Raw genomic sequence first — 21,379 nt, 5'->3', positions numbered from 1 at the left:
GTGCTCTTTCGTCGAGTCGAGTTGGTAGCTCTCTCGAAGAATCACGCGGTGACCGTCTTTCGTCCGGTTACGACACGCCGGTCATCGGATCCGATCCGGCTCGTACACCATCCTGATGGACGCAACCGTGTCCGCCGGAGTCAAGGACCTCATCGACGTAGCCGGGATGCCCACGCGTGCCGGCTCCGCAGTCACCTCCCCGGATGCCGTCGGCACCGATGCTGCCTGCGTGACTCGTCTGCGTTCCCTCGGTGCGATCGTCCAGGGCAAGACCGTGACGACCGAGTTCGGCTACTTCACCCCCGGCCCCACCCGCAATCCCCACGCCCTCGATCACACCCCCGGCGGGTCCTCCAGTGGATCGGCTGCGGCCGTCGCGGCGGGGACCGTGCCCCTCGCGCTCGGCACCCAGACGGCGGGTTCGCTGACCCGGCCGGCCTCGTACTGCGGAGCCGCCGGCATGGTCCTCGCCCACGGCACCACGGACATGTCCGGCATCTCCGGTCTGAGCGAGTCACTGGACTCGCTGGGCCTGCTCACCCGGTCCGTGGCCGATCTTCGCTTCGTGCACAACGCATTCACCGGTCGCGAGCGCTCCGATGCCCGGGCTCCGGAGCCGGTTGCTCGGGGCCTGGTCTGGAACGCCGGTGCTCTCCACCCCCTGGAGCCGCCCATGGCGGCGTTGCTGGAACATGTGCCCGCCCTGCTGGAAGAGATCGGAGTGAAGGCCGAACCGCTCGACTGGGACGATCATGTTCAGACCTTGGCCGAGGACCACGTCACCGTCATGTCGTACGAAGCCGCCCGGGCACGGGCACACGAGTTCGACGAACATGCGCAGGCACTGAGCGTGCCGATCCGAGACCTCCTGGAGAACGGTCGCAGGACTCCCGGGGCCGAGTATTCCGCGGCCCTGACCCGTCGGGACCGTTCTCGTGAACTGCTGGACGAGATTCTGGACTCCGCTCCGATCATCGTCGGTCCTGCAGCGCTGGGTCCGGCCCCGTTCGGCCTGTCCGCGACCGGGTCGCCGATCCTCAGCCGGCCGTGGCAGCTGCTGGGTCTACCGGTCGTGGTCGTGCCGGGTGCCCGTACCCCCGCGGGACTGCCGCTGGGCCTGCAGATCGTCGGGCTGCCGGGGCACGAGGACCGGCTGCTCGACGTGGGCGAGAAGCTCGAGGCCCTCCTACGTGAACTGCCCGTGATTGCCGTCTGAGCCGCCCGCTCGCTCAGCTCGGTGACAAGACTCGCTCGGCTCGGTGACAAGACTCGCTCGGCTCGGTGACAAGACGCGCTCGGCTCGGTGACAAGACTCGCTCGGCTCGGTGACAAGACTCGCTCGGCTCGGTGACATTACTCGCTCGGCTCGGTGAAAGGATCAGCCATGTTCGAACCCCGCCCCACCAACCACCACCGGATGTTCCTCACCTGCTACGAGGACACGTTCGACCGCGGCTGGCACCACGTCGATCTGTTCGTCCACGACGAGTACGGTCGTGAGGTCAACTGGGTCCACTGGACGGTGGAGGCCGACGGCCCCGAGGCGGCCGACGAGTCGGTCCGCAGGGAAGAACCACTCCTGCGGCGGACCACCGCCTGGCGGCACCAGGTGAGCGCGGCGGGAATGAACTACTGGACCGCCGATGCCGGCTGGGACGACGCCGCGGCGGACGTCGCCTGAGCAGGTGGTTCCCCCCGCGCGGCGGACGGGGACAATGTCGGGAGCCAGGGATACGCCCTGGCTCCCGAATCCGGAGGTGAAGAGCCATGGCGGAGAGTGCGGACGACCTCCGAGCCGAGACGACGGTGTACGTGGTCGACGACGATCTCGAACTGTGCGAATCCGTCGACTGGTTGCTGGAGAGCATCGGGATCAGACCGGTGATCTGCCACAGCGGTGAGCAGTTCCTGAACGCCTACGACGGGAGCCGGCCGGCCTGCATCGTCCTCGACGTGCGCATGCCCCGCATGAGTGGGACACGGTTGCAGGAGAAGCTCAACGAGTTCGCGCCGCACGTGGCGATCATCTTCGTCTCCGCCCACGGCGACATCCGGATGTCCGTCTCCACCCTGAAGGCGGGGGCGCTGGACTTCCTCGAGAAGCCCTACGATCCGCAACGGCTGCTGGACGCCGTGCAGGCCGGGGTGGAGAAGGCCCGGCTCCGCTTCACCGACCATGTCGTGCGGGAATCGGTCCGGAACAAGGTCTCGTCCCTCACGCCGCGGGAGCGTCAGATCCTGGCCCTGGTGGTCGAAGGCCTACCCAGCCAGAACATCGCCCGGAAACTCGGCATGAGCGTGAAGACCGTCGACGTCCATCGTGCTCGTATCAAGAGCAAGACGGACGCCGACAGCATCAGCACCCTCGTGCGTGACGTCCTTCGGTACGGGGTGGACGTGCCGGTCGAGGATCAGTAGTAGTCCAACACCAGGCGCTCGCCCGCTGCCCGGGACACGCAGACTGCCATGATCTCGCCGGATTCCTTCTCGGACTGCGTGAGAACGTTGTCCCGGTGGATCGGAGTCCCCGCCAGCACCTGCATGATGCAGGTACCGCAGATGCCCTCCTGGCAGGACGTGTCCACGTCGCAGCCGTTCTCCTGAAGCACCTCGACGATGCTCCGGTCGGCCGGGACCTGATAGGTCTCCCCCTCCAGTTCCACCTCGAACGCGGAGTTCTCGGAGGCGTCCGGCTGTTCCGCCGCGTGGAAGTTCTCGAGATGGATCGACCCGGCCGGGACGTGCCGGCCGGCGAGCGCAACGACCTTGGTCATGAACCCGTCGGGTCCGCACGTGTAGACGTGGGCGCCGGGATCCATTCCCGCAAAGGTGGTTCCGAGGATCTCGTCCTGGTCCTCCCGGGTCACCCCCAGATGGGCACGGAGCTTCTCCGGGCAGCGGTCACGCAGCAGCGGAAGGAAGGCGGCTTCCTTCTCGCTGCGCGCGAAGTAGTGCAGTTCGAAGCTGATGCCGTGGACGTCCATGTAGCGCGCCAGGCTCAGCATCGGGGTGATGCCGATGCCGGCGGCGACCAGGACGTGGTGCGTGGCGTCCGTCGCGATGCTCAGCAGGTTCCGCGGGGAGCTGATCCGGAGAACGTCGCCCACCCCCACTTCGTGGAGGGCGGCCGAGCCGCCGCGGGAGTTCTCCTCGCGCTTCACCGCGAAGGCGAACGAATCCTGCGCATCGGGCGTGCTGAACAGCGAGTACTGGCGGGTGATCGACGTGGGTCCGACGACATCGATGTGCGCGCCCGGCAGATACGTACCCAGTGGCGACCCGTCGGTCTTCGCCAGCCTGAACGATCTGACGGTGGGTGATTCCTGAATGATCTCGGCGACGGTGACGTCGATGAGTGCCATGTCCGTTCTCCTCGTGAATTTCTCCGGACGGAAAACGCCGACCGGGGCCCTCCCGGACGGGAGGACTCCGCTCAGCGGAGGTACAGCCCGCCGTTGACGTCCCAGCAGGCACCTGTGACGAAGTAGGCGTCGTCCGAGGTGAGCAGCCCGACCATGTCCGCCACGAACGACGGACTTCCCAAGCGGCCCACCGGAATCCCGGCGACGATGCCCGCGAGCCTGTCCGGGGGCACCGTGGCCCGCACGACCGGGAGGTCGTGCGGCCCGGGAGAGATCGCGTTCACGGTCACTCCCCGGCCGGCCAGCTCGCGCGCGAAGACCTTGGTGGTGGTCAGGATCGCTCCCTTGGAGGCCGCGTAGTGGCCACCGGTTGCCGTCCCTCCGTTCTGGCCGGCAAGTGAGGCCATGTTGACGATCCGTCCGAAGCCCTGGTCGGCCATGGCCGCGCCGAACACCTGGCAACCGAAGAAGATGCTGTTCACGTTCGTCGTGAGCACACTCGTGAAGTCCGCCTCCGCCAGGTTCATCAGATCCGCTGCCTGCGTGACGGCAGCATTGTTGACGACGATCGTGGGGATGCCCCAGATCTGCCGGCATGTCGCCAGGGCCTCCTCGAATCCGACCTTGCGACTGACGTCGAGCTCGAGACCGCGTGCGGTCGATCCGTCGGGGGACAACTCCGCCGCGAGGGCTTCGACACCGGCCGTGTCGATGTCGGCGAGCAGAACCCTTCTACCGTCGGCGTGGAGTTTCCGGGCAATGGCGGCACCCATACCTCCGGCCGCGCCGGTGACAACGGCGATACCCGGCCCGGTGCCGGTGGACTGAGAGATCACATCGGCCCCCTACAGCAGGTAACCCGAGGCGCTGACCGCGTCCTCGCTGTCGATGAGCCGCACGACCTTGAGCGAGATTCTGTCCCCGTCCGCTCCGAGAACGATCCGATGGGTCAGCTCGGCGCCGAGCGTCGTGAATTCGTTGCGCTTGAACGCATTGAGGATCTGGGCCGATCGGAGAGTGACCGAGGTGTCGGTGATTTCCTCCACGGTGAACCGCGAGACGATCCGCACGGTCCGGGCCGCGGCCACCGCGGAGGGCGAGTAGCCCTGCATCATCCGCTCGACGCGCAGGTGCCGCATGCGCTTGTCGTCGTAGACCATGTTCAGGCCCGCGGCGAAGTCGTCGGTGCCCGGATCGATGGGAATCACGTAATGTGCGTCGTCCGTGTACATCTGCTCCCAGGCTCGATAGTCCTTGGCATCGAGGACCTGAGCTTCCTTCCAGACGAGCTCGATGGCCCGGAGGGTACGGGAGTCCGTCAGGGTCGGCATCGGTACGACCTCAGTCATTGCTCATCATCTTCTTCCACATCGCGTAGGCTTCCCGCATCCCCGTCTCGTCGGTGACATGAGAGGTGGGCCAACCTTCTTCGGTCGTGTACTCGCGTCCCTCGCCGCGGTTGACGAGGATCGGCATGTTCGGATTGCCGCCGGCCCCGATCTGCACCCGGATCCAACCCTCGGCGTCGTCGGGGCTACCGAAACCGAACGGCCCCTGGAAGTGCTCGTGGATCCTCAGTCGCTCGCGGTTGACGCTCTTGGGCCCGCCGTCCATGCCGAGGGCCATGTGCCAGATCTCGGTCTCGTCGACGGAGAGAGGGATCAGGACCCGGAAGAACGACGACGACATCGCGACGTTCGGGAAGGTGTTGAGGTTGAACCCGCAACCGTGCATGGAACGCATATAGCGACGGATCCGTTCGGGGCTTTCTCCCGCGGCGGCGAGTTCGTCGACCAGATGCTGGAAACGGGGCTGGATCTCCTCCGTTCCGTCGTCCACATCGAGATCCGCGTGGGCCGCGGCCATGATCGCGACGCTGTGCCCGTTGCCGAGGGCGTGGGTCTCGGCCGCGGGGTCGTCCATGAACGACATCATGTCCGCCGTCTCGGCGTCGACGGAGGCCATCCACGACTTGTGCACCATCGGGAAGTGGTACCCGTCCGTGGTGTTCTCGAGCTGGATCTTCCAGTTCCCCTTGAACCGGAACTTGTGAACGCCGAGCACCTTGGTCGGAAATCCGTTGCTCTGCTTGAAGAAGCGTTCCATCCAGATCTTGGCGTCGCCGAGGAAGTCCTCGAGCGGCTCGGCGTCCTGGTCGAAGGTTGCCCAGATCATCCCCAGGTAGCTCTCGGTGCGCAGCGTCTGGAGCGGGAAGTCCTTCTTGTCCACGACGCCCTCGTAACCGTCCGGGTAGGGGATGCCGCGCAGACGTCCGTCGAGTGCGTAGGACCAGTTGTGGTACGGGCACGTGAAGCCGTTGGCCTTGCCGCTGCGCTGGTCGCACACCGTCGCCCCCCGATGCCGGCACCGGTTCAGCAGGGTGTTGAAGTTGCCCTTGCGATCCCGGGTCACGATGACCGGCTGGTCTCCGACCTGGGTGGTCTTGAACGAACCCGCCTCCGGGATCTCGCTCTCGTGTGCCACCCACACCCAGGTCTTGTAGAAGATCTTCTTCATCTCCTCCTGGAAGATGTCCGGATCGGTGTACAGCCGGCCCGCGACCCGGTCGTTCGCGACGAGGTCCGCGTAGGTGCGTGCGGTGGGTTCTTCTGTCGTCGTCATGTGATTCCTTCGTTCGTGAAGTGCAAGGGCGGGCATCACCGGGATGCATCAGATCCGTTGGAACATCGCCTCGGCGGGCAGCGGCGCGGCGAACATCCGGCGGGTGCAGAACCGGCTCATGTGAGCCGCCGTACGTCCCCCGGTCCGGCCCAGGTCGAAGTCGATCGTGAGCCGGGCGCAGAGAATCTCGGCCGTTCCCGTCGCATAGAGCGACAGTTGCTGCATGATCCACTGCCCGCTCGCACGGTTGCCGTCGAGACGGATCTGCTCGCTCCCGAGGAGATGCACGTTGCGGAGGAAGTGGTCGGCCGGCGGCAGGTACCGGGACACGAGGGCCACGATTTCGTCTCGGCCCCTGGCGATTCCGAATTTCCCGGCGTACTCCGGACCCAGTCCTTCCCAGGTCGCGTCGTCGGTGAACAGGACGCCGAGCCGATCCGGGCTCTGCAGCGGGCCGGGCACGTCACACAGGTCCAGATAGCGGGCGAGACAGTCGCGGACGGCCTCCTTCGCCTCGACCACCTCGAGGCGGTGCTCCGTGTCGGTCACGGATCAGACCTCGACGTCGGCGCGGATCGTCAGCTCTCGGCCCATGCGGGCCTCGATCTTGAAGTACTTCCAGAGGGCGCACTCGCCGATCATCGTCGTCCGCAACAGGTTGCACGCGGCCCGCACGGTTTCCTGGTCCTTCACGTCGGCCAGGACGTAGCAGGTCCAGGGCCAGCCGTCGGACGGGCCCACCATGTGGGCGTCGTCGTCGAACGTGCCGACGACATGGATGCCGTCCATGTTCGCGAGATTCGAGAGCATGGTGGAGATGCCGACCCACACCGGGCCGATCTCCGCCTTCGGCAGGTCGAAGAAGTTCTGGTTGTTGCCGATGCAGAACAGGGTGCGCAACGGTTCGGCGGTCATGGGGCGTCCTTTCGCTGGGAAGGCAGGCGCTGGTCTCGAAGATCCCGCCCTGATCAGGGGAAACTGGGGATCCCGGGTTCCAGGCCGAGGAGAACGGCTCCGGCCGCCTCGAAGGTGTTGGTCTGAAGCATGGCGTGCTGAGCCGGGACGAGAGCGTCCCGAAGGTAGCGCTGCAGCGGGTGGCTCTCGTAGATCGCCCCGGTGCCGGCCAGGTCGAACGCGGCGAGCACGACGTTGCGGCCGACGTGGGCGGCCTGGGTTGCTCCCAGGCGGAGCAGGGCCGTGTACTCGTCGGTGATCTCGTCGCCGCGGACCGCCAGGTCCCACACCTCGTCGGTGATCTCGTAGAAGAAGGCCCGAGCGGAGCGGAGATCGGCCTCGGCGCGGGCCAGGCCGGTCTTGTAGGCGGGCCGGTTTCCCTTGCTGTCACCGCCGGTGATGCTGGATCGGACCGCTCCGACCTCGTGGACGTAGTCCAGCGCGCCGCGGGCGGCGCCGAGAGTCACCACCGCCAGCACCTGGGCGGCGTAGGCGAGCGACGGATACCGTGTGAGCGGCTCGTCGACCAGGGGAGCGCCACCGCGGACGAACGTCATCTCCTCGGGAACGAAGAGCCTGTCGGCCTTCACTGCGTGTGACCCCGTCGCCTTCATTCCGGCGACATCCCAGTTCTCCACGATCTCCACGTCGGCAGGGTCCACGAGGGCGGTCAGTGGCTTGCCGTTCGTTTCCGGGCCTCCGGCGAGACCGATGCCGAGGATGTCGGCGCCCAGGCATCCGCTGGCGAACTGCCAGAGCCCGCTGCACAGGTAGCCGCCGTCCACCTTCTCGGCCTTCTGCATGGGGAACAACCCGCCGGCATAGGCGACGTCCGGGCCGTCGGAGTAGATCGTCTCCTGGGTTTCGACCGGCAGGGCTGCGAAGTACACGAGCGAGGATCCGAAGCTTGCCACCCACCCGGTGGCCGGATCCACCGCGGAAATCCGCTCGACCTGCCTCATGAAGGAGGACGGGGCCATCGGTTCTCCGCCGAACCGTGCCGGGGTCGACGCGCGGTAGAGTCCGGCCTGCTTCAAGAGCGCGATGAAGTCCTTCGGCACGAATCGTTGCCGGTTGAACTCGTCGCGCCGGTCCAGCAGCACGGCGAGGGCGTCCTCGAAGGCCTTCTCCCGGGCAGGGCCCACCGCTGCCGCCTGCACTGGTTTCATCGTGCTCCGGATCGCCATCGTCGTCTCCATCCACCTCGTCGTGTCGCGCTGAGGAAAACGCTAGGAAAGGTTCGGACGAGGCGGTATCGGGATTTCCTCCGCCGGTCATAAAGCATTCCCCTATGGTCGATCCGCCGCTCGTGGGTCGACAATGAACCGTCACGGCACCCGGAGGTGAGGATCGATGTTCCCGACAGGCCGCGACTTCCAGGAGATGGTGGAGAAGACGGAAACAGGGATCCTCATCCACGAGGCCGCGTCCAAGAACATCCTCTGGGCCAACCCCGCCGCGTGCCGGATGTTCGGTTTCACCCTCGACGAACTGCGACCGTTGAAGGCCCACCACATGAGCAGCCAGGAGCGTCAGTACCGGCGCTCGGTCGGGGTGGCGTGGTTGCAGGACGCGGTCGTACACGGCTCGAGCCGCAGACAGTGGAAGTACCGGACCAAGGACGGTCAGGAATTCCTGGCAGATGCGGTCGCCTCGCTCCTGACCTTCCAGGACGGGCAGGTCGTGATGGTCGAGTTCCGCAACATCGCCGAAGAGGTGGAGCTCCAGGAGGAGCTCAGCTGGGTGTCGCAGTCCCTACAGCGCATCATGACGCACACGTCGGCGGGCATCGTGGTGCTCGACGAGATGAACTGCATCGAGGACATCTCGCCGCTCGCGGCCCAGCTCTTCGGCAGAACGCCGGACGAACTGTCCGGTGTGTACCTGGAGGATCTGGGCCGGTGTGAGCCTCGCCTGACCGCCGAGCCCGTCGTCGCCAAATTGGACGCGGCGGCCGGGCCGGTGGGCATCATGCAGGAGATCGAGAAGAGCGACGGCAGCACCACCTGGCTGGCAGGCTTTCTCGAGGCCGTGGTGCACGACGGAATGACGTCCCGGGTGCTGACGATCCGTGACGTGACGGATCGCGTGGAGTGGGAACGCCGGCATGCGTATCAGGAGGCCAACCTCCAGTACCTCAGCCGGTACAACGCGATGGGTGACATGGCCATGATCCTCGCTCACGAACTCGGGCAGCCCCTCGCCGCCTCGACGAACTATCTGAGCGGCCTCAAGGCGCGCATCTCCGACCGATCCCTCGACCCCGAGGCGCTGAGCTACGGGTTGGACAGGATGGAGAAGCAGCTCGGCCGGGCGGCGGAAATCGTGTCCTCCGTGAAGCGCTACGTGCGGCGGATCGAGAGCACCAAGGCTGCCATAGACCTCAACGAGACGGTCGAGGAGAGTTTGTACTTCGTTCGTCTGCGGGCAGCCGAGCGGGGCGTGCACATATCGATCGACAGGTCCCGTTCCCCGTTGCCGGTGGAAGGAGAGAGCGTGCTGATCGGGCAGGTGGTCATCAACCTCTGCTTCAACGCGATCGACGAGATCGTGTTGCCCTCGACTTCTGTCAAGGAGCTGACAGTCCGGACGGCCCGGCGGGGTGAGTGGGCCTGCGTCTCCGTTCTCGACCAGGGACGAGGGATGGACGGTGCCTCGGGAAACCGTCTGGCCTCCGGGGCCTTCTCGGCCAAGCAGGACAGTTCCGGGATCGGCCTGATCATCTCGGAGCACATCGTCGAGCGACACGGGGGCAGCATCCGGTACCTGCCCAACCACCCGCACGGTACCGAGGTCCGGATGTGCCTGCCCATCTCCGAGTAACTGCGATCCACCTCCGAGGGCAACCTCGACTGACACAGGTGTGCTGGGTACGGCGGCACCCGGTCCGGGGCGGCGCCGTGGCCACAATGGCGAAGGTTCCTGGATGACGGGTCCAGGAGAAGCCGCTGACTTCGGTCGTCCCTGGGGGCGAGCTATGGGCTTTGGACCCTAGAGAGCCGGTGATGTGATTCGTAGCGTCGGAGTCGGCGGCATCGTGACGAGGAGGCTGGCGATGACTGATACGACGGCGACCCCCATCCCGGCCGGCATCGAGTCGCCCGACGAGGTTCACACCCGGTTGGGCACGTTGCGGTTCTTCGACGGCTTCCCGGACGACGCGACGGTCCGGACGTTGTTCGACAACCTGGACTTTCAGCGTGCCGTGCAGGCGTACCTGCTGGCTCTGCCCGCGCTGAACATGGCGGCGATGCGCAGCGCGCTCCTCGAGTGGGGCCCGGTGAACTCGACGGCGTACGTCTTCGAAGACCTGATGCATCCGCGCACCGTGTGGCTCACGGCGAACACGAGCACGTCGTACACCGCCATCTGGATCGACCTGCACGACGGTCCGCTCGTGATCGAGGCGCCGCCCGGCGTGCTGGGCGCGATCGACGACAGCTGGGGACGCTGGGTGGTCGACGTCGGCCTGACCGGACCCGACAAGGGCCGGGGCGGCGCCTACCTGCTGCTGCCCCCCGGCTACGACGGTGAGGTCCCCGGCGGCTACTTCGTGGTGCGGACCAACAGCTTCGGCATGGTGCTGTTCGTTCGGGGCTTCCTCGACGAGCACGGCGATCCCCACCCCGCCGTCGAGGTCATCAAGGACAAGACCCGGGCCTACCCCCTCGCGCTCGCGGACCGTCCGCCGTCCATGCGGTTCGTGAACGTGTCGCCCGAACCCATGGTCGGCGTCCCCCCGGCCGACTTCCGGGCGTGGGAAATGCTCGACGAGGTGGTGCAGTCGGAGCCGCCCGAGTCGTCCGATCCGCTCACCCTGGGATTCTTCGCCTCGATCGGCATCCGGCGCGGCAGGCCGTTCGTCCCCGACGAGCGCATGCGCGCGATCCTCACCGAAGCCGCCGCGGTGGGTGACGCCACCGGTCGCGCCCTCACCTACCGGTTCCGGCAGCCGGAGGCCTACCGCTACCCGGGCAGTACTTGGCGCGCATTCTTCCTCGGTGGTCATCGGTTCGAGGAGGACGGGGTCGCCCTGCTCGACGCCGCCGCTCAGTTCAACTTCTCGGTGACCGGCGTGAGTCCGGCAGAGGACGTCGAGAGGATCGGCACCGGATCCCAGTACGTCGTCGCCTGCGTCGACGCCGACGGCGCCCCGTTCGACGGCGGCCGGACCTACCGGCTCCGCGTCCCTGCGAACGTTCCGGCCGGCGACTTCTGGTCGATCCTCGCCTACGACACCCAGACCCGGTCCATGCTGCAGACCGGACAGGAGTGGCCGTCGGTGACGAGCCAGGACCGCGATTTCACCACGAACGAGGACGGCTCCGTCGACGTCCACTTCGGTCCCGAACCGCCCGAGGACGGTCACAACTGGATCCAGACCGTTCCCGGCAAGAGCTGGTGGGCCATGTTCCGGCTGTACGGTCCCCTCGCACCGTGGTTCGACAAGACGTGGCAGCTGCCGGACATCGAGCGACTCGCGTAGAGGCGCCGACGCGGCCTCGTCGTGCCCTCGGCCCGGCACCGGCGAGATCCAGTCGGTGCGATCTCAGATCTCGCGCCAGCTCTCCCCGGCCATGTCGTGGCCGTGTGCCGCCATGAGCATCAGTCCACCGTCGACGGGAATCGAGCCGCCCGTGAGGTACGACGAGCGCGGCGACGCGAGAAATGCGATGGCCGACGCGATCTCGTTGACGTGCCCGGGCCGGCCGACCGGGTTGCCGGGGCGGTCCTCACGATATGCCTGGGATTCGTCCATGCCCGTCATCGGGGTCGAGATCTCGCCCGGCGCAATCGCATTGACGAGGATGCCGTGCCGTCCCAGCTCGAGTGCGAGGCACTTGGTGAGCATGCCCAGGCCGGCCTTGGCGCTGCAGTAGGCGGCGGCGCCGAGCCGGGGGATGTGCTCGTGCACACTCGTGACGTTGATGATCCGGCCACCGCGGCCGCCCGCGATCATCCGCCGGGCGGCGCGCTGAGCGCACAGGAACGGACCCTCGAGGTCGGTCGCGAGAACCTCCCGCCACGTGTCGTAGCTCAGGTCGAGGATCCGGTCCATGTGCCCGGTTCCGGCGTTGTTGACCAGAACGCCCAGGCCGCCGAGCTTCTCGGCGAGCGTGTCGACGACGTCGGCGGTGTCCGGACTGGTCAGGTCCTGGCGGACGACGAAGCAGCGCTGTCCGCGCTCCTCGATCCCGTCCCGGGTGTTCCGGGCCCCGGCCTCGTCGGTGTGGAACGTGATGCCTACGTCGAATCCCTCCGAGGCCAGCACCTCGGCGGTGGCTTTTCCGATTCCCGAATCGGCTCCGGTGACGATCGCAAGTCTCTCGGGTGCAGGAATACTCATGCAGGGCCTGTACCCACTCGTCGTCCCCTCCACGCCGATCGGTGGTCGACGGGCGCTCACCTCGAGTAACGTCATGACCGGTGAGCACAGGAGGTGCACCCATGACGACCTTTGCCGTGACCGACACCGGCGACGGGCTGGATGTCACCGTCGACGGCACGACCCACCGCCTCGGCGTGGCGGACGCGCGCCGGCTCGCACACCGGATTCTCGACGTCGTCCACGCCGCCTATCCCGAACGCACGGGCGCGGGACTCGAATCGTGGCCCACGGAGCGCCTGGAGGAGTTCGTCGCCGACCTCGAACGGACCGTGAACCCGGACCGGCCCGGGCACATTCTCAGGGCCGCTCGGGTGGAGCTGGATCGCCGTCGGGGCGCCGCCCGGTGATCAGGAAGATGACCCGTTCGGCCACGTCCACGGCCTGGTCCCCGAAGCGTTCGTAGAAGCGTGCCACCAGGGCGAGGTCGACGGCGGGGGTCACGCCGTGCGTCCACGCCGGGTCCCGGAGCGTCCCGAGCAGACGGGCGTGGACGGCGTCGAGTTCCGCGTCGGTGCTCCGGACCCGGGTGACCAGCTCCAGATTCGCCTCCGTGAAGACGTCACACAGTCCGCGCGCCATGCAGGCCGTGAGTTCGCCCATCCGGGCGATGTCGTCCCGGACCTCGTCGGGGGCGAGCTCTCCGGGGGTGCGCCGCCGGGCTGCCCGCGCGATGTGCAGGGCGAGCTGGCCCATCCGCGCCAGATCGCTGCTCATCCGCACCGCCGAGAAGACGAACCGGAGATCGCCGGCCACCGGATGCTGCAACGCCAGGATCGCCACGGCCCGCTCGCTGCACTCGGTGTGCAACGTGTCGATCTGCTCGCCGAGATCGAGCGCCTCCTCGGCCGCGGCCACGTCGCCGTCGAGCAGCGCACGCGTCGACAGCTCCAGGGCCTTCGCCGCGAGCTCGGCGAGACCGCGGAGCCTGCCGGTGAGGTCGCGTAACTGTTGATCGAACGAGGCCCTCATGTACACCGATCCACTGCGCTGTCCTCCGTTGCCGTTACGGGGGTATACCCGGAAGCGGCCCCGTCGACGCCCGGTGGAGGCCCTTCGGGCCGGGGAACCGCCGCCGTCAGTTCTCGGCTTCCTGCTCGCGCTGCCGCCGCAGCCGCTGTGCGGCCGTGTGCGCGCCTTCCCGCTCGAGGGCCTGGAGCATCTTCTCGACCTTGTCCGCAGAGGCGCGCGGCGGCAGCAGCGGGGTAGCCGGATCGACGACCGCCTGGATCAGCACCGGACGGTCGGCGGTCAGGGCAGTGTGCCACGCCCCGTCGACGTCCTCGGGGCGATCGACCCGGATGCCCTCCAGGCCGAGCAGCCGGGCGTAGTCGGCATAGGGGAAGGGCGGGACGGTCTGCGAGGCGGGGATGCGGGCGTCGCCCTCCATTTCCCTCTGCTCCCAGGACACTTCGGTGAGGTCGCCGTTGTCGAGGACGAGGACGACGAAGCGCGGATCGGCCCAGTCTCGCCAGCGGTGGGCAAGGGTGATCAGCTCCGAGATGCCGTTCATCTGCATGGCGCCGTCCCCGGCCAGGGCGATCACCGGACGATCCGGATGGGCGAGCTTGGCGGCCAGTCCGTACGGCATCGCGGACCCCATCGAGGCGAGCGTGCTCGACAGGTGCGCCGGCACTCCCGGCGGCAGTCGCAGGAAACGCGCGTACCAATACACGACCGATCCGACGTCCACCGCCACCTGGGCGTCCGCCGGGAGCCGGTCGGACAGGGCTGCGACGACAGCCTGCGGATCGAGGACGACGGCCTGCGGATCGAGACCGTCCGGGGGCTCCGTGCACCGTGCGGCGGCGATCCGCCGCCAGTTCCGGACCATCTGCTCGACGTCGCGGCGCCACGGTCCGGCGGTCCGGTGCAGCCGGGGCAGCAGGGCGCGCAGGGTCTCGCGGGCGTCCCCGGCTAGGGGCACCTCGACGGGATACTTGGCGCCGAGGTTGCGGGCGGCGATGTCGATCTGCACGGCACGTGCCTGTCCCGGGGCGGGATAGAACTCCGTCCACGGATCGTTGCTGCCCACGATCAGCAGGGTGTCGCATCCGGCCGTCAGGTCCGCAGAGGCGGTCGTGCCGAGGTGTCCCATGACACCGCAGGCCCAGTCCCGGGACTCGTCGATCACCGGTTTGCCGAGCAGCGACGTCGTGACGCCGGCGCCGAGCAGCTCCGCGACCTCGCCGATTTCCGGGGCCGCGCCGTATGCGCCCTGGCCGACGAGCAGCGCGACCCGTCGCCCGGCGTTGAGCAGGTCGGCGGCCCGGTCGAGATCGGCGTCGGTGGGCAGCACCCGCGGGACCGCGACCGTCGCGGCGCTGGGGACCACGCCGTGGGCGTGCTCCTCCCCGGCGACGTCGGCCTGCTGCACGTCGTGCGGGACGATCACACACGTCGGGCTGGAGGTCGCCCGTGCGGTGCGGAAGGCGTTGTCGAGCACCGCGCCGAGTTGTTCGGGGGTATCGAGGGTCTGCACGTACTGGGCGCACACGTCCTTGAACAGCGTGGGCAGCGCGACTTCCTGCTGGTAGCCGCTGCCCTGGGCCGTCGTCACCACGTGTCCGACGATCGCCACCACCGGTTTGCCGTCCAGCTTGGCGTCGTAGAGGCCGGTGAGCAGATGCACCGCTCCGGGTCCCTGGGTGGCGAGGCACACTCCTACCTCCCCGGTGTATTTCGCGTGCCCGGTGGCCATGAAGGCCGCCATCTCCTCGTGCCGGGCGGTGACGAGCTCGATGTGCTCGGCCGCCCGATCCAGGGCGGCCAGGATCGGGTCGATCCCGTCTCCGGCGTAGCCGAAGACGCGGTGGACGCCCCAGGCCCGGAGCCGGTCGACTATCCCGTCGGCGACGTTGGCCATGCTGTTCCTCCCGGTGGCGCCCGGCGTCCGCCGCGGGCACCCTTCGTCGTGTCCTCCGGGGCTGGGTGCCCGGTGGGGGACGGGCGAAACCTCGGCGCCGAGCGCGACGAGAATCGTTCGGGGCGGGCGGGCGGGCGGGGTGGTCCGTCCCGGGCGGCACACTGGTCGCATGAGGTTGCTGCTGCTGGCCGACACCCACATCCCTGCGCGTGCGAGGGACCTGCCGGCCCGGGTGTGGGAGGAGGTCGATCACGCCGACGTGGTGCTGCACGCCGGCGACTGGGTCGAGGTCGCGTTCTTCGACGCATTGTCCGAGCGGGCCGGACGGTTGGTCGCGTGCTGGGGCAACAACGACGGTGCGGAATTGCGGGGCCGGATGCCCGAGATCGCACGCGTGACGCTGGAGGATGTGCGCTTCGCCGTCGTCCACGAGACCGGAGCCTCGGCAGGCCGGGACGGGCGGATGTCGGCCGCTCATCCCGACACCGACGTTCTGGTGTTCGGGCACAGCCACATTCCGTGGGACACCACCACGGCGACGGGGCTGCGCCTGCTCAACCCGGGGTCACCGACCGACCGTCGGCGCCAACCGTTCTGCACCTTCGTGACCGCGACCGTCGCCGACGGCGGACTGCACGAGGTGGAACTGCACCGCCTGTGACGGGCGGAAGTCGGATATCGAGCCGAACGACCGGTTCGGGCGTACGGTGGGTGTGCCCCGCCACCGCCCGAGGGAGCCCACATGCCTGCATCCTTCTTTGCGCATCCGCACCAGGCGTTCACCGCAGGTTTCTACCGCGACGAGGACTTCGACTTCGAGGTCCGGTTCCTGCTCGGACAGGCCGTGCACGGTGCGGCGGACGTGGGGGAGGTACTCGCCACCATCGCCCCGATCGGCGAGAAGGATCACGAGAAGTGGTTCGAGGCCTGGGTGGCGCTCGGCAGTCGCGTCCGGGGGCTCGCCGATGCCTCCGTCGAGGCCGGGCACGTCGTCAGCGCCGCGGGCGCATATCTGCGTGCCGCAACGTATTTCGCTACCGCGGTCAACTCCGTGGACGGTCTGGCCGACGACGGCCCGCTGCTGCCGACGTTTCGGCAGCACCGGGCGGCGTGGGACCGGTTCGTCGAGACCACCCCGCACCCGGCCGAGCGGGTGGACATTCCCTACGAGGACGGCTTCCTGCCGGGCTACCTGCTGCGGCCGCTCGGCGAGGAGACCCGCGAACCACGCCCCACCCTGATCCTGAACAACGGCAGCGACGGGCCCATCAGCAGCCTGTGGACCGCCGCCGGGGCCGGGGCCCTCGCCCGCGGCTACAACGTGCTGTTCTTCGACGGTCCCGGCCAGCAGTCCATGCTGTTCGAGCGCGGCGTGCCGTTCCGGCACGACTGGGAGGCCGTGATCACGCCGATCGTGGACTTCCTCCTCCGGTACCCGGAGGTCGACGGCTCGCGCATCGCCCTCTACGGGATCAGTCAGGCCGGATACTGGGTGCCGCGCGCACTGGCCTTCGAGCACCGGATCGCGGCGGCAATCGCCGATCCGGGGGTGGTCGACGTGTCCGCGTCGTGGCTTGCCCACATGCCCAAGAACATGATCGAGTTGCTCGAGAAGGGCGACCGGGAGAAGTTCGATCGCGACATGGCCTTCGGCATGCGGCTGTCGGGCCGGCTCGAGCGCACGTGGCGGTTCCGGGCCCGCCCCTACCGCAGGATGGACTCGTACTTCGACACCCTCACCGAGGTGCTGAAGTACCGGCTCGGCGATCTCCCCGAGTCGATCACGACGCCGCTGTTCGTCACCGACCCCGAGGACGAGCAGTTCTGGCCCGGCCAGTCCCGGCAGCTCGCCGACCGGCTGCGCGGGGCGAAGGAACTGGCGTCGTTCACCGCGGCGGAGGGTGCCAACTTCCACTGCCAGCCCCTCGCTCGCAGCCTCACCGATCAGCGGATGTTCGACTGGCTGGACACGGTGCTGGCCGACCGGGCCCGCGTCCGGGCCTCCGACGGCGCGTCGTCGCGTGAGGTGGCGGACGGCTGAGCGAGGTGGCCGCCGGGCAGGAGATCCGGCCCGGAGACCTCCTCAGCCCGCGAGGAACAGGGCCGCCGCCGCATCCCGCGCGATCAGAAACCCGGCGATACCCAGCACCCATCCCAGCGCCGAGTCGGCGTGCCGGGCGGTGAACTCGTCGAGACGTCGCAGCAGCGGGTCGATCCGCCGGTGCACGACGAGCCGGCCCACCACCAGCAGCAGGGCCGGCAGCACCATCACCGCGCAGTACCCGGCGAGCAGGCCGGCGCCGGTGGCGGCCGGCAGTCCCGTCGCCACGATCGTCCCGATCGCTGCCAGGTACGGCAGCATCGTGGCGACCTCGACGGTCCCGGCACCGAGCGCGAGCACTGCCACACCGGACGCCGTCCGTTGCCGCTCGAGGGCTTGGGAGCGCCAGTGCCGCAGCCGGCTCCCGCGGCCCGCAACCCGCGCCTTCCCCGAGTCGAATCGCCAGCTCACCGCGAACAGAGCCGCGCCCACCGAGAGTTGCGCCCAGTTCCACGCCGTCGTGTCGCTCCACCGCGCGAGCGCCGCGGCGCCGCTCCGGCCCGCGGACATCAGCACGAGTCCGACGACGAAGTAGAACGCGGCGATCGACAGCAGGTACACCAGCAGGCGGCGTACGGGGGGCCGGCCCGGCACGGTGAGCAACCACAGCGGCACGACGAGGGTGCCGAGACTGGTGCTGTCCACGAGCGCCAGCACCGCGAGCGTGCCCAGGAGAGCGAGGTCCATGGCTCGATGCTCGGCGGTCACCGCACGCGTGTCGTCGGTCTTCGGAACGAGGCGGGGTCCTCCGTCGGGAGGACGAACCGGCCGCGCGCCTGTGCTGTGATGAACGGGTGCCGCGTTGGTCGTCTCTCTCCGTCACCGCGCAGGGCTGGTGTATCGCGGTGGCCGAGTTCCTGCTCGGGCTGCTGTTGCTGTCCGCAGGTCTGTACGAACTCGCCCCCGTCAGGGTGGAGGCTCCGGCGGCCGTGCGTATCGGCCTGCTGGCGGCCGTGTGCGGCGCAGCGGTGCTCCGGGTGCGGCGGCCGGTGGCGGCACTCGTGCTCGGTGCGGTGCCGCTGGGCATCGACCTCCTGCTCGGGCCGTCCCTGCCCGTGTGGCTCGTCTACTCCGACCTGCTCTACGCCGGCGTCCGCTACGGCACCGAGCGGCAGGCACGGGCGCTGCTCGGCCTTGCCTCCGCGCTCTCCGCGGCCTGTTTCGGGGTCGTCTACGTCGTCACCGGGAACTGGCAGCTGCTGGTGCTCACGGCGATTGCGCTGTCCGCGTTCGTCGGCACTCCGCTGTGGTGGGGGCGCGCGGTCCGGTTGCACAAGGACGTCGCCGACGCCGAACGCGCCCGCGCCGAGGCCGTCACCACGATCGCCGAACTCGACCGGCGGGCCGCCGTGGCGGCCGAGCGCAACCGCATGGCCCGCGATCTGCACGACGTCGTCGCCGGGCACCTGTCGGCGATCGCGATCCAGTCCGAGGCCGCGCTGGGCCTCTCCCGCGATGCGTCGTCGCCGACGGCCCGCCGGATGGAGGCGCTGCACGCCGTGCTCGAATCGGTGCGGAGCAACAGCGTCGACGCGCTCGAGGAGATGCGGGAGATGATCGGACTACTGCGGGACCGGCCCGTCCTCGGCGAGACGACCGCGCCCGGGCGGCTGGCCCACCTCGGCAAGCTCGTCGACTCGGCCCACGCCGGGGGCACCGTCGTCCACGTCCGCCGGTCGGGTCCGGGGCGGCAGCTGCCCGTCGCCGTCGACCACGCCGCCTATCGCATCGTCCAGGAGGCCCTGACCAACGCCGCCAAGCACGCGCCCGGCGTCCCCGTCGAGCTGTCGCTGGACGCGCGCGGCGACCGGTTGGAGGTGACCGTGCGCAACCCGCTCCCCGACGGAACGGTTGCCGCGCCGCGCACGCCGTCGGGCGGCCGGGGCCTGGCGAGCATGCGGGAACGCACCGAACTTCTCGGTGGCCGGTTCCGTGCGGGTCCGTCCGACGGGACGTGGGTCGTGGGGGCGTCGCTGCCGCTGCGTCCGGGAGTGCCGTCGTGATCCGGGTGCTGCTCGCCGACGACCACGGAGCCATCCGCGCGGGGCTGGCGATGATCCTGTCCGCGACCTCCGATCTCGAGGTGGTCGGCGAGGCCGCCGACGGCGACGTCGCCGTGCGTCAGGTGCGGGCGCTGCGGCCGGACGTGGTGCTCATGGACATCCGCATGCCGGGCACCGACGGCATCGAGGCCACTCGCCGGATCCGCGAGACGAGCGATACCCAGGTGCTCGTCCTCACGACCTTCGACGTCGACGAGTACGTCCTGGGTGCGCTGCGCGCCGGCGCCGCGGGCTTCCTGTTGAAGTCGGCCTCCGCGCAGGAACTGACCGACGGTATCCGGCGGGTGGCCCACGGCGACGGCGTGCTGTCCCCGCAGGTGACCCGCACCGTCATCGCGGGCCTGGCCGCCGGTGCCGCCGAACCGGTGCCGCCGCCGACCGGCGTGGACCTGCTCACGGACCGGGAACGCGAGGTGCTCGATTGCCTCGGTGAGGGCCTGGCGAACCAGCAGATCGCCGAGCGCCTGAACATCGGCGCCACCACCGTCAAGACCCACGTCTCCCGGGTCCTGGCGAAGCTGGGGGTGGATTCGCGGTTGCACGCCGCGTTCGTCGCCCGGCAGATCGCGGGCAGGTAGGTCGCCTCCTCCGGAGGGAGGACACCCGGTCCGTCGGATGGCCGACGCGCCGGCGACCGCCTCGCGTCAGAGTCGAAGTCATGACGGCAACCGAGACGACGACCCGGCCCGGGCGCATCGTGGCGCTCGACGTCGCGCGCGGCATCGCCATCCTGGGCACGCTCGGCACGAACATCTGGATCTTGACCGACCCGGCCGGCATCGTCGGCTACCTGAACACGCTCGGTTCCGAGCCGTGGCCCCAGCGGATCCTCATGCAACTCGCCCAGGGCAAGTTCCTGGGGTTGCTGACCTTGATGTTCGGGATCGGTCTGGCGATCCAGGCGGCGTCGGCGCGACGGGCGGGACGGCGGTGGCCGGGCGGGTACCGGGTGCGTGCCGCGCTGCTGTTGCTCGACGGCGCGCTCCACTACCTGCTCGTCGCCGAATTCGACATCCTCATGGGTTACGCACTGGTGTCGATGCTCGTGTGCGGTCTCGTCGTCGCATCGGTACGGGCGCGGCTGTGGGTGGCCGTCGCCGCGTCCGCCGCGCACGTGCTGCTGCTCACCGCACTGGTGGCGGCGATCGCGGCCGAGCCGGACTCCGGGGCGCCCACCGCCCCGGCCACCGACGTGTTCGCCACCGGCAGCTGGTGGGATCTGGTGGTGTTCCGGGCCGAGAACGTCGGCGCGTTCCGGGCCGAGGTGATCTTCGTGATCCCGATGACGATCGCGATGTTCCTCGCCGGTGCCGCGCTGTACGAGGCGGGAATCTTCGATCCGGGCAGCCGGGTGCTGCGGCGGAAGCTGATGCTGCTCGGGGCGGTCGCCGCCCCGGTCGACGCGGTCGTGGGATTGTGCGGCGGTGAGGCCGGTGTGCTGGTCGCCCGCTACGGCGTGGCCCCGTTCGTCGCGGTCGGCCTGCTCGCCTGGATCGCGCAGTTCCACGCGACGCCACGGCGGGCGGGGGTGGTCGCGACCGGACTGGAACGCATCGGCCGGACCGCGTTGAGCTGCTACGTCGCGCAGAACGTTCTCGCCTCTGCGCTGTGCTACGGCTGGGGCCTCGGGCTGGCGGCGAGAGTTGATCCGTCGCTGCGGGTGCCGTTCACCGTCGCGGTGTACCTGCTGGTGTGTGCGGTGCTGGTCGTCACGGCGAGCTGGTGGCTGCGGCGGTATCGGCAGGGGCCGGTCGAGTGGTTGTGGCGGGTCTCGTACCAGCGGCTGGTGCGCGAGCCGGCGACCCCTTCCTAGTGGGCCGAATGTCACATTTGGATCGCGGAGCGGAACGCCTGTGACATTCGGTCCGCTGGGAGCGGCTACCCACCGGCGGGGCTATGCGCTAATCTGTGACTCGACCGTGATCAATCCGTTATTAAACGGACCGCTCGAACGTCGAGGACAGCAGATTGGCCCCGTACGCCCGCCACGATGGTGACAACTCCAGCGAAGCTTCCGAACCCGTG

The 21,379-nt window shown here is 68.9% G+C and carries 22 protein-coding genes; 11 read left to right on the top strand and 11 right to left on the bottom strand.

The window, feature by feature from the left end; all coding sequences use genetic code 11:
- Positions 1-115: 115 nt before the first annotated feature.
- From AIIKEEIJ_RS13065 to AIIKEEIJ_RS13055, 3 genes are all read left to right on the top strand, one after another.
- Positions 116-1,216: an amidase family protein gene (locus AIIKEEIJ_RS13065; protein ID WP_238406333.1), complete on the top strand. Its 1,101-nt coding sequence runs from the start codon at positions 116-118 to the stop codon at positions 1,214-1,216.
- 168 nt (positions 1,217-1,384) lie between these two features.
- Entirely contained in the window at positions 1,385-1,681 is a 297-nt protein-coding gene (locus AIIKEEIJ_RS13060) for a hypothetical protein (RefSeq protein WP_161995822.1), read from the top strand.
- A gap of 86 nt (positions 1,682-1,767) precedes the next feature.
- Positions 1,768-2,418 carry a response regulator transcription factor gene (locus tag AIIKEEIJ_RS13055; protein ID WP_006931786.1) on the top strand — a complete coding sequence of 217 codons (651 nt, stop codon included), beginning with the start codon at positions 1,768-1,770 and terminating at the stop codon, positions 2,416-2,418.
- On the opposite strand, the gene AIIKEEIJ_RS13050 is transcribed toward AIIKEEIJ_RS13055, so the two are convergent.
- The 7 genes from AIIKEEIJ_RS13050 to AIIKEEIJ_RS13020 form a co-directional block, all read right to left on the bottom strand.
- Positions 2,412-3,362, bottom strand: coding sequence for a 2Fe-2S iron-sulfur cluster-binding protein (locus AIIKEEIJ_RS13050; protein ID WP_161995821.1), 951 nt, complete (start codon positions 3,360-3,362; stop codon positions 2,412-2,414). The genes AIIKEEIJ_RS13055 and AIIKEEIJ_RS13050 overlap by 7 nt on opposite strands.
- 71 nt (positions 3,363-3,433) lie before the next feature.
- Positions 3,434-4,198, bottom strand: coding sequence for an SDR family NAD(P)-dependent oxidoreductase (locus tag AIIKEEIJ_RS13045; protein WP_080688648.1), 765 nt, complete (start codon positions 4,196-4,198; stop codon positions 3,434-3,436).
- A 9-nt stretch (positions 4,199-4,207) separates the two neighbouring features.
- Positions 4,208-4,711 carry an aromatic-ring-hydroxylating dioxygenase subunit beta gene (locus tag AIIKEEIJ_RS13040; protein ID WP_161995820.1) on the bottom strand — a complete coding sequence of 168 codons (504 nt, stop codon included), beginning with the start codon at positions 4,709-4,711 and terminating at the stop codon, positions 4,208-4,210.
- Complete coding sequence (locus AIIKEEIJ_RS13035) at positions 4,704-5,984, bottom strand: Rieske 2Fe-2S domain-containing protein (protein ID WP_161995819.1); 1,281 nt, start codon at positions 5,982-5,984, stop codon at positions 4,704-4,706. Before AIIKEEIJ_RS13035 ends, AIIKEEIJ_RS13040 begins: the two co-directional genes overlap by 8 nt.
- A 48-nt stretch (positions 5,985-6,032) precedes the next feature.
- Positions 6,033-6,533: a nuclear transport factor 2 family protein gene (locus AIIKEEIJ_RS13030; protein ID WP_161995818.1), complete on the bottom strand. Its 501-nt coding sequence runs from the start codon at positions 6,531-6,533 to the stop codon at positions 6,033-6,035.
- A 3-nt stretch (positions 6,534-6,536) separates the two neighbouring features.
- Positions 6,537-6,899: a hypothetical protein gene (locus tag AIIKEEIJ_RS13025; protein ID WP_161995817.1), complete on the bottom strand. Its 363-nt coding sequence runs from the start codon at positions 6,897-6,899 to the stop codon at positions 6,537-6,539.
- Positions 6,900-6,952: 53 nt separating this feature from the next.
- Positions 6,953-8,137 carry an acyl-CoA dehydrogenase family protein gene (locus AIIKEEIJ_RS13020; protein ID WP_161995816.1) on the bottom strand — a complete coding sequence of 395 codons (1,185 nt, stop codon included), beginning with the start codon at positions 8,135-8,137 and terminating at the stop codon, positions 6,953-6,955.
- A 154-nt stretch (positions 8,138-8,291) separates the two neighbouring features.
- Between AIIKEEIJ_RS13020 and AIIKEEIJ_RS13015 the strand changes: the two genes are divergently transcribed.
- Both AIIKEEIJ_RS13015 and AIIKEEIJ_RS13010 read left to right on the top strand, forming a co-directional pair.
- Entirely contained in the window at positions 8,292-9,761 is a 1,470-nt protein-coding gene (locus AIIKEEIJ_RS13015) for a PAS domain S-box protein (RefSeq protein WP_161995815.1), read from the top strand.
- A gap of 232 nt (positions 9,762-9,993) precedes the next feature.
- Positions 9,994-11,424, top strand: coding sequence for a DUF1214 domain-containing protein (locus AIIKEEIJ_RS13010; RefSeq protein ID WP_161995814.1), 1,431 nt, complete (start codon positions 9,994-9,996; stop codon positions 11,422-11,424).
- A gap of 63 nt (positions 11,425-11,487) precedes the next feature.
- Here AIIKEEIJ_RS13010 and AIIKEEIJ_RS13005 read toward each other — a convergent pair whose 3' ends face one another.
- The gene (locus AIIKEEIJ_RS13005) at positions 11,488-12,285 is read right to left on the bottom strand and encodes an SDR family oxidoreductase (RefSeq protein WP_161995813.1); all 798 of its coding nucleotides are present in this window, start codon (positions 12,283-12,285) and stop codon (positions 11,488-11,490) included.
- Between the two features lie 101 nt (positions 12,286-12,386).
- Between AIIKEEIJ_RS13005 and AIIKEEIJ_RS13000 the strand changes: the two genes are divergently transcribed.
- A complete protein-coding gene (locus AIIKEEIJ_RS13000; protein WP_006931807.1) occupies positions 12,387-12,674 on the top strand; it encodes a hypothetical protein in 288 nt (95 codons plus the stop codon).
- On the opposite strand, the gene phoU is transcribed toward AIIKEEIJ_RS13000, so the two are convergent.
- Together phoU and AIIKEEIJ_RS12990 are read right to left on the bottom strand one after the other, a co-directional pair.
- On the bottom strand, positions 12,625-13,296 hold the full coding sequence (gene phoU, locus AIIKEEIJ_RS12995; protein ID WP_161995812.1) for a phosphate signaling complex protein PhoU: 672 nt from the start codon (positions 13,294-13,296) through the stop codon (positions 12,625-12,627). The two genes, AIIKEEIJ_RS13000 and phoU, sit on opposite strands and share 50 nt — an antisense overlap.
- Before the next feature lie 106 nt (positions 13,297-13,402).
- Positions 13,403-15,190, bottom strand: coding sequence for a thiamine pyrophosphate-requiring protein (locus tag AIIKEEIJ_RS12990; RefSeq protein ID WP_029546274.1), 1,788 nt, complete (start codon positions 15,188-15,190; stop codon positions 13,403-13,405).
- A 169-nt stretch (positions 15,191-15,359) separates the two neighbouring features.
- Here AIIKEEIJ_RS12990 and AIIKEEIJ_RS12985 point away from each other — a divergent pair, with 169 nt between their 5' ends.
- Together AIIKEEIJ_RS12985 and AIIKEEIJ_RS12980 are read left to right on the top strand one after the other, a co-directional pair.
- Positions 15,360-15,851 (top strand): YfcE family phosphodiesterase, encoded by a 492-nt coding sequence (locus tag AIIKEEIJ_RS12985; RefSeq protein WP_161995811.1) that lies wholly within the window; start codon positions 15,360-15,362, stop codon positions 15,849-15,851.
- A gap of 81 nt (positions 15,852-15,932) precedes the next feature.
- On the top strand, positions 15,933-17,231 hold the full coding sequence (locus tag AIIKEEIJ_RS12980; RefSeq protein ID WP_161995810.1) for a dipeptidyl aminopeptidase: 1,299 nt from the start codon (positions 15,933-15,935) through the stop codon (positions 17,229-17,231).
- Between the two features lie 42 nt (positions 17,232-17,273).
- Here AIIKEEIJ_RS12980 and AIIKEEIJ_RS12975 read toward each other — a convergent pair whose 3' ends face one another.
- The gene (locus AIIKEEIJ_RS12975) at positions 17,274-17,978 is read right to left on the bottom strand and encodes a GAP family protein (RefSeq protein ID WP_161995809.1); all 705 of its coding nucleotides are present in this window, start codon (positions 17,976-17,978) and stop codon (positions 17,274-17,276) included.
- Between the two features lie 107 nt (positions 17,979-18,085).
- Between AIIKEEIJ_RS12975 and AIIKEEIJ_RS34005 the strand changes: the two genes are divergently transcribed.
- The 3 genes from AIIKEEIJ_RS34005 to AIIKEEIJ_RS12960 all read left to right on the top strand — a co-directional run bounded on the left by AIIKEEIJ_RS34005 (position 18,086) and on the right by AIIKEEIJ_RS12960 (position 21,167).
- Entirely contained in the window at positions 18,086-19,294 is a 1,209-nt protein-coding gene (locus AIIKEEIJ_RS34005; protein ID WP_202916983.1) for a histidine kinase, read from the top strand.
- Positions 19,291-19,932 carry a response regulator gene (locus AIIKEEIJ_RS12965; protein ID WP_006947321.1) on the top strand — a complete coding sequence of 214 codons (642 nt, stop codon included), beginning with the start codon at positions 19,291-19,293 and terminating at the stop codon, positions 19,930-19,932. The genes AIIKEEIJ_RS34005 and AIIKEEIJ_RS12965 overlap by 4 nt, the downstream gene beginning before the upstream one ends.
- Positions 19,933-20,012: 80 nt before the next feature.
- Positions 20,013-21,167 (top strand): DUF418 domain-containing protein, encoded by a 1,155-nt coding sequence (locus AIIKEEIJ_RS12960; RefSeq protein ID WP_161995808.1) that lies wholly within the window; start codon positions 20,013-20,015, stop codon positions 21,165-21,167.
- Positions 21,168-21,379 lie beyond the last annotated feature (212 nt).

Source organism: Rhodococcus sp. YH1 (assembly GCF_009939605.1).
GTDB lineage: Bacteria > Actinomycetota > Actinomycetes > Mycobacteriales > Mycobacteriaceae > Rhodococcus > Rhodococcus aetherivorans.
The sequence above is the reverse complement of the archived record's forward strand: the minus strand, read 5'-3'. Positions and strand labels throughout refer to the sequence as shown.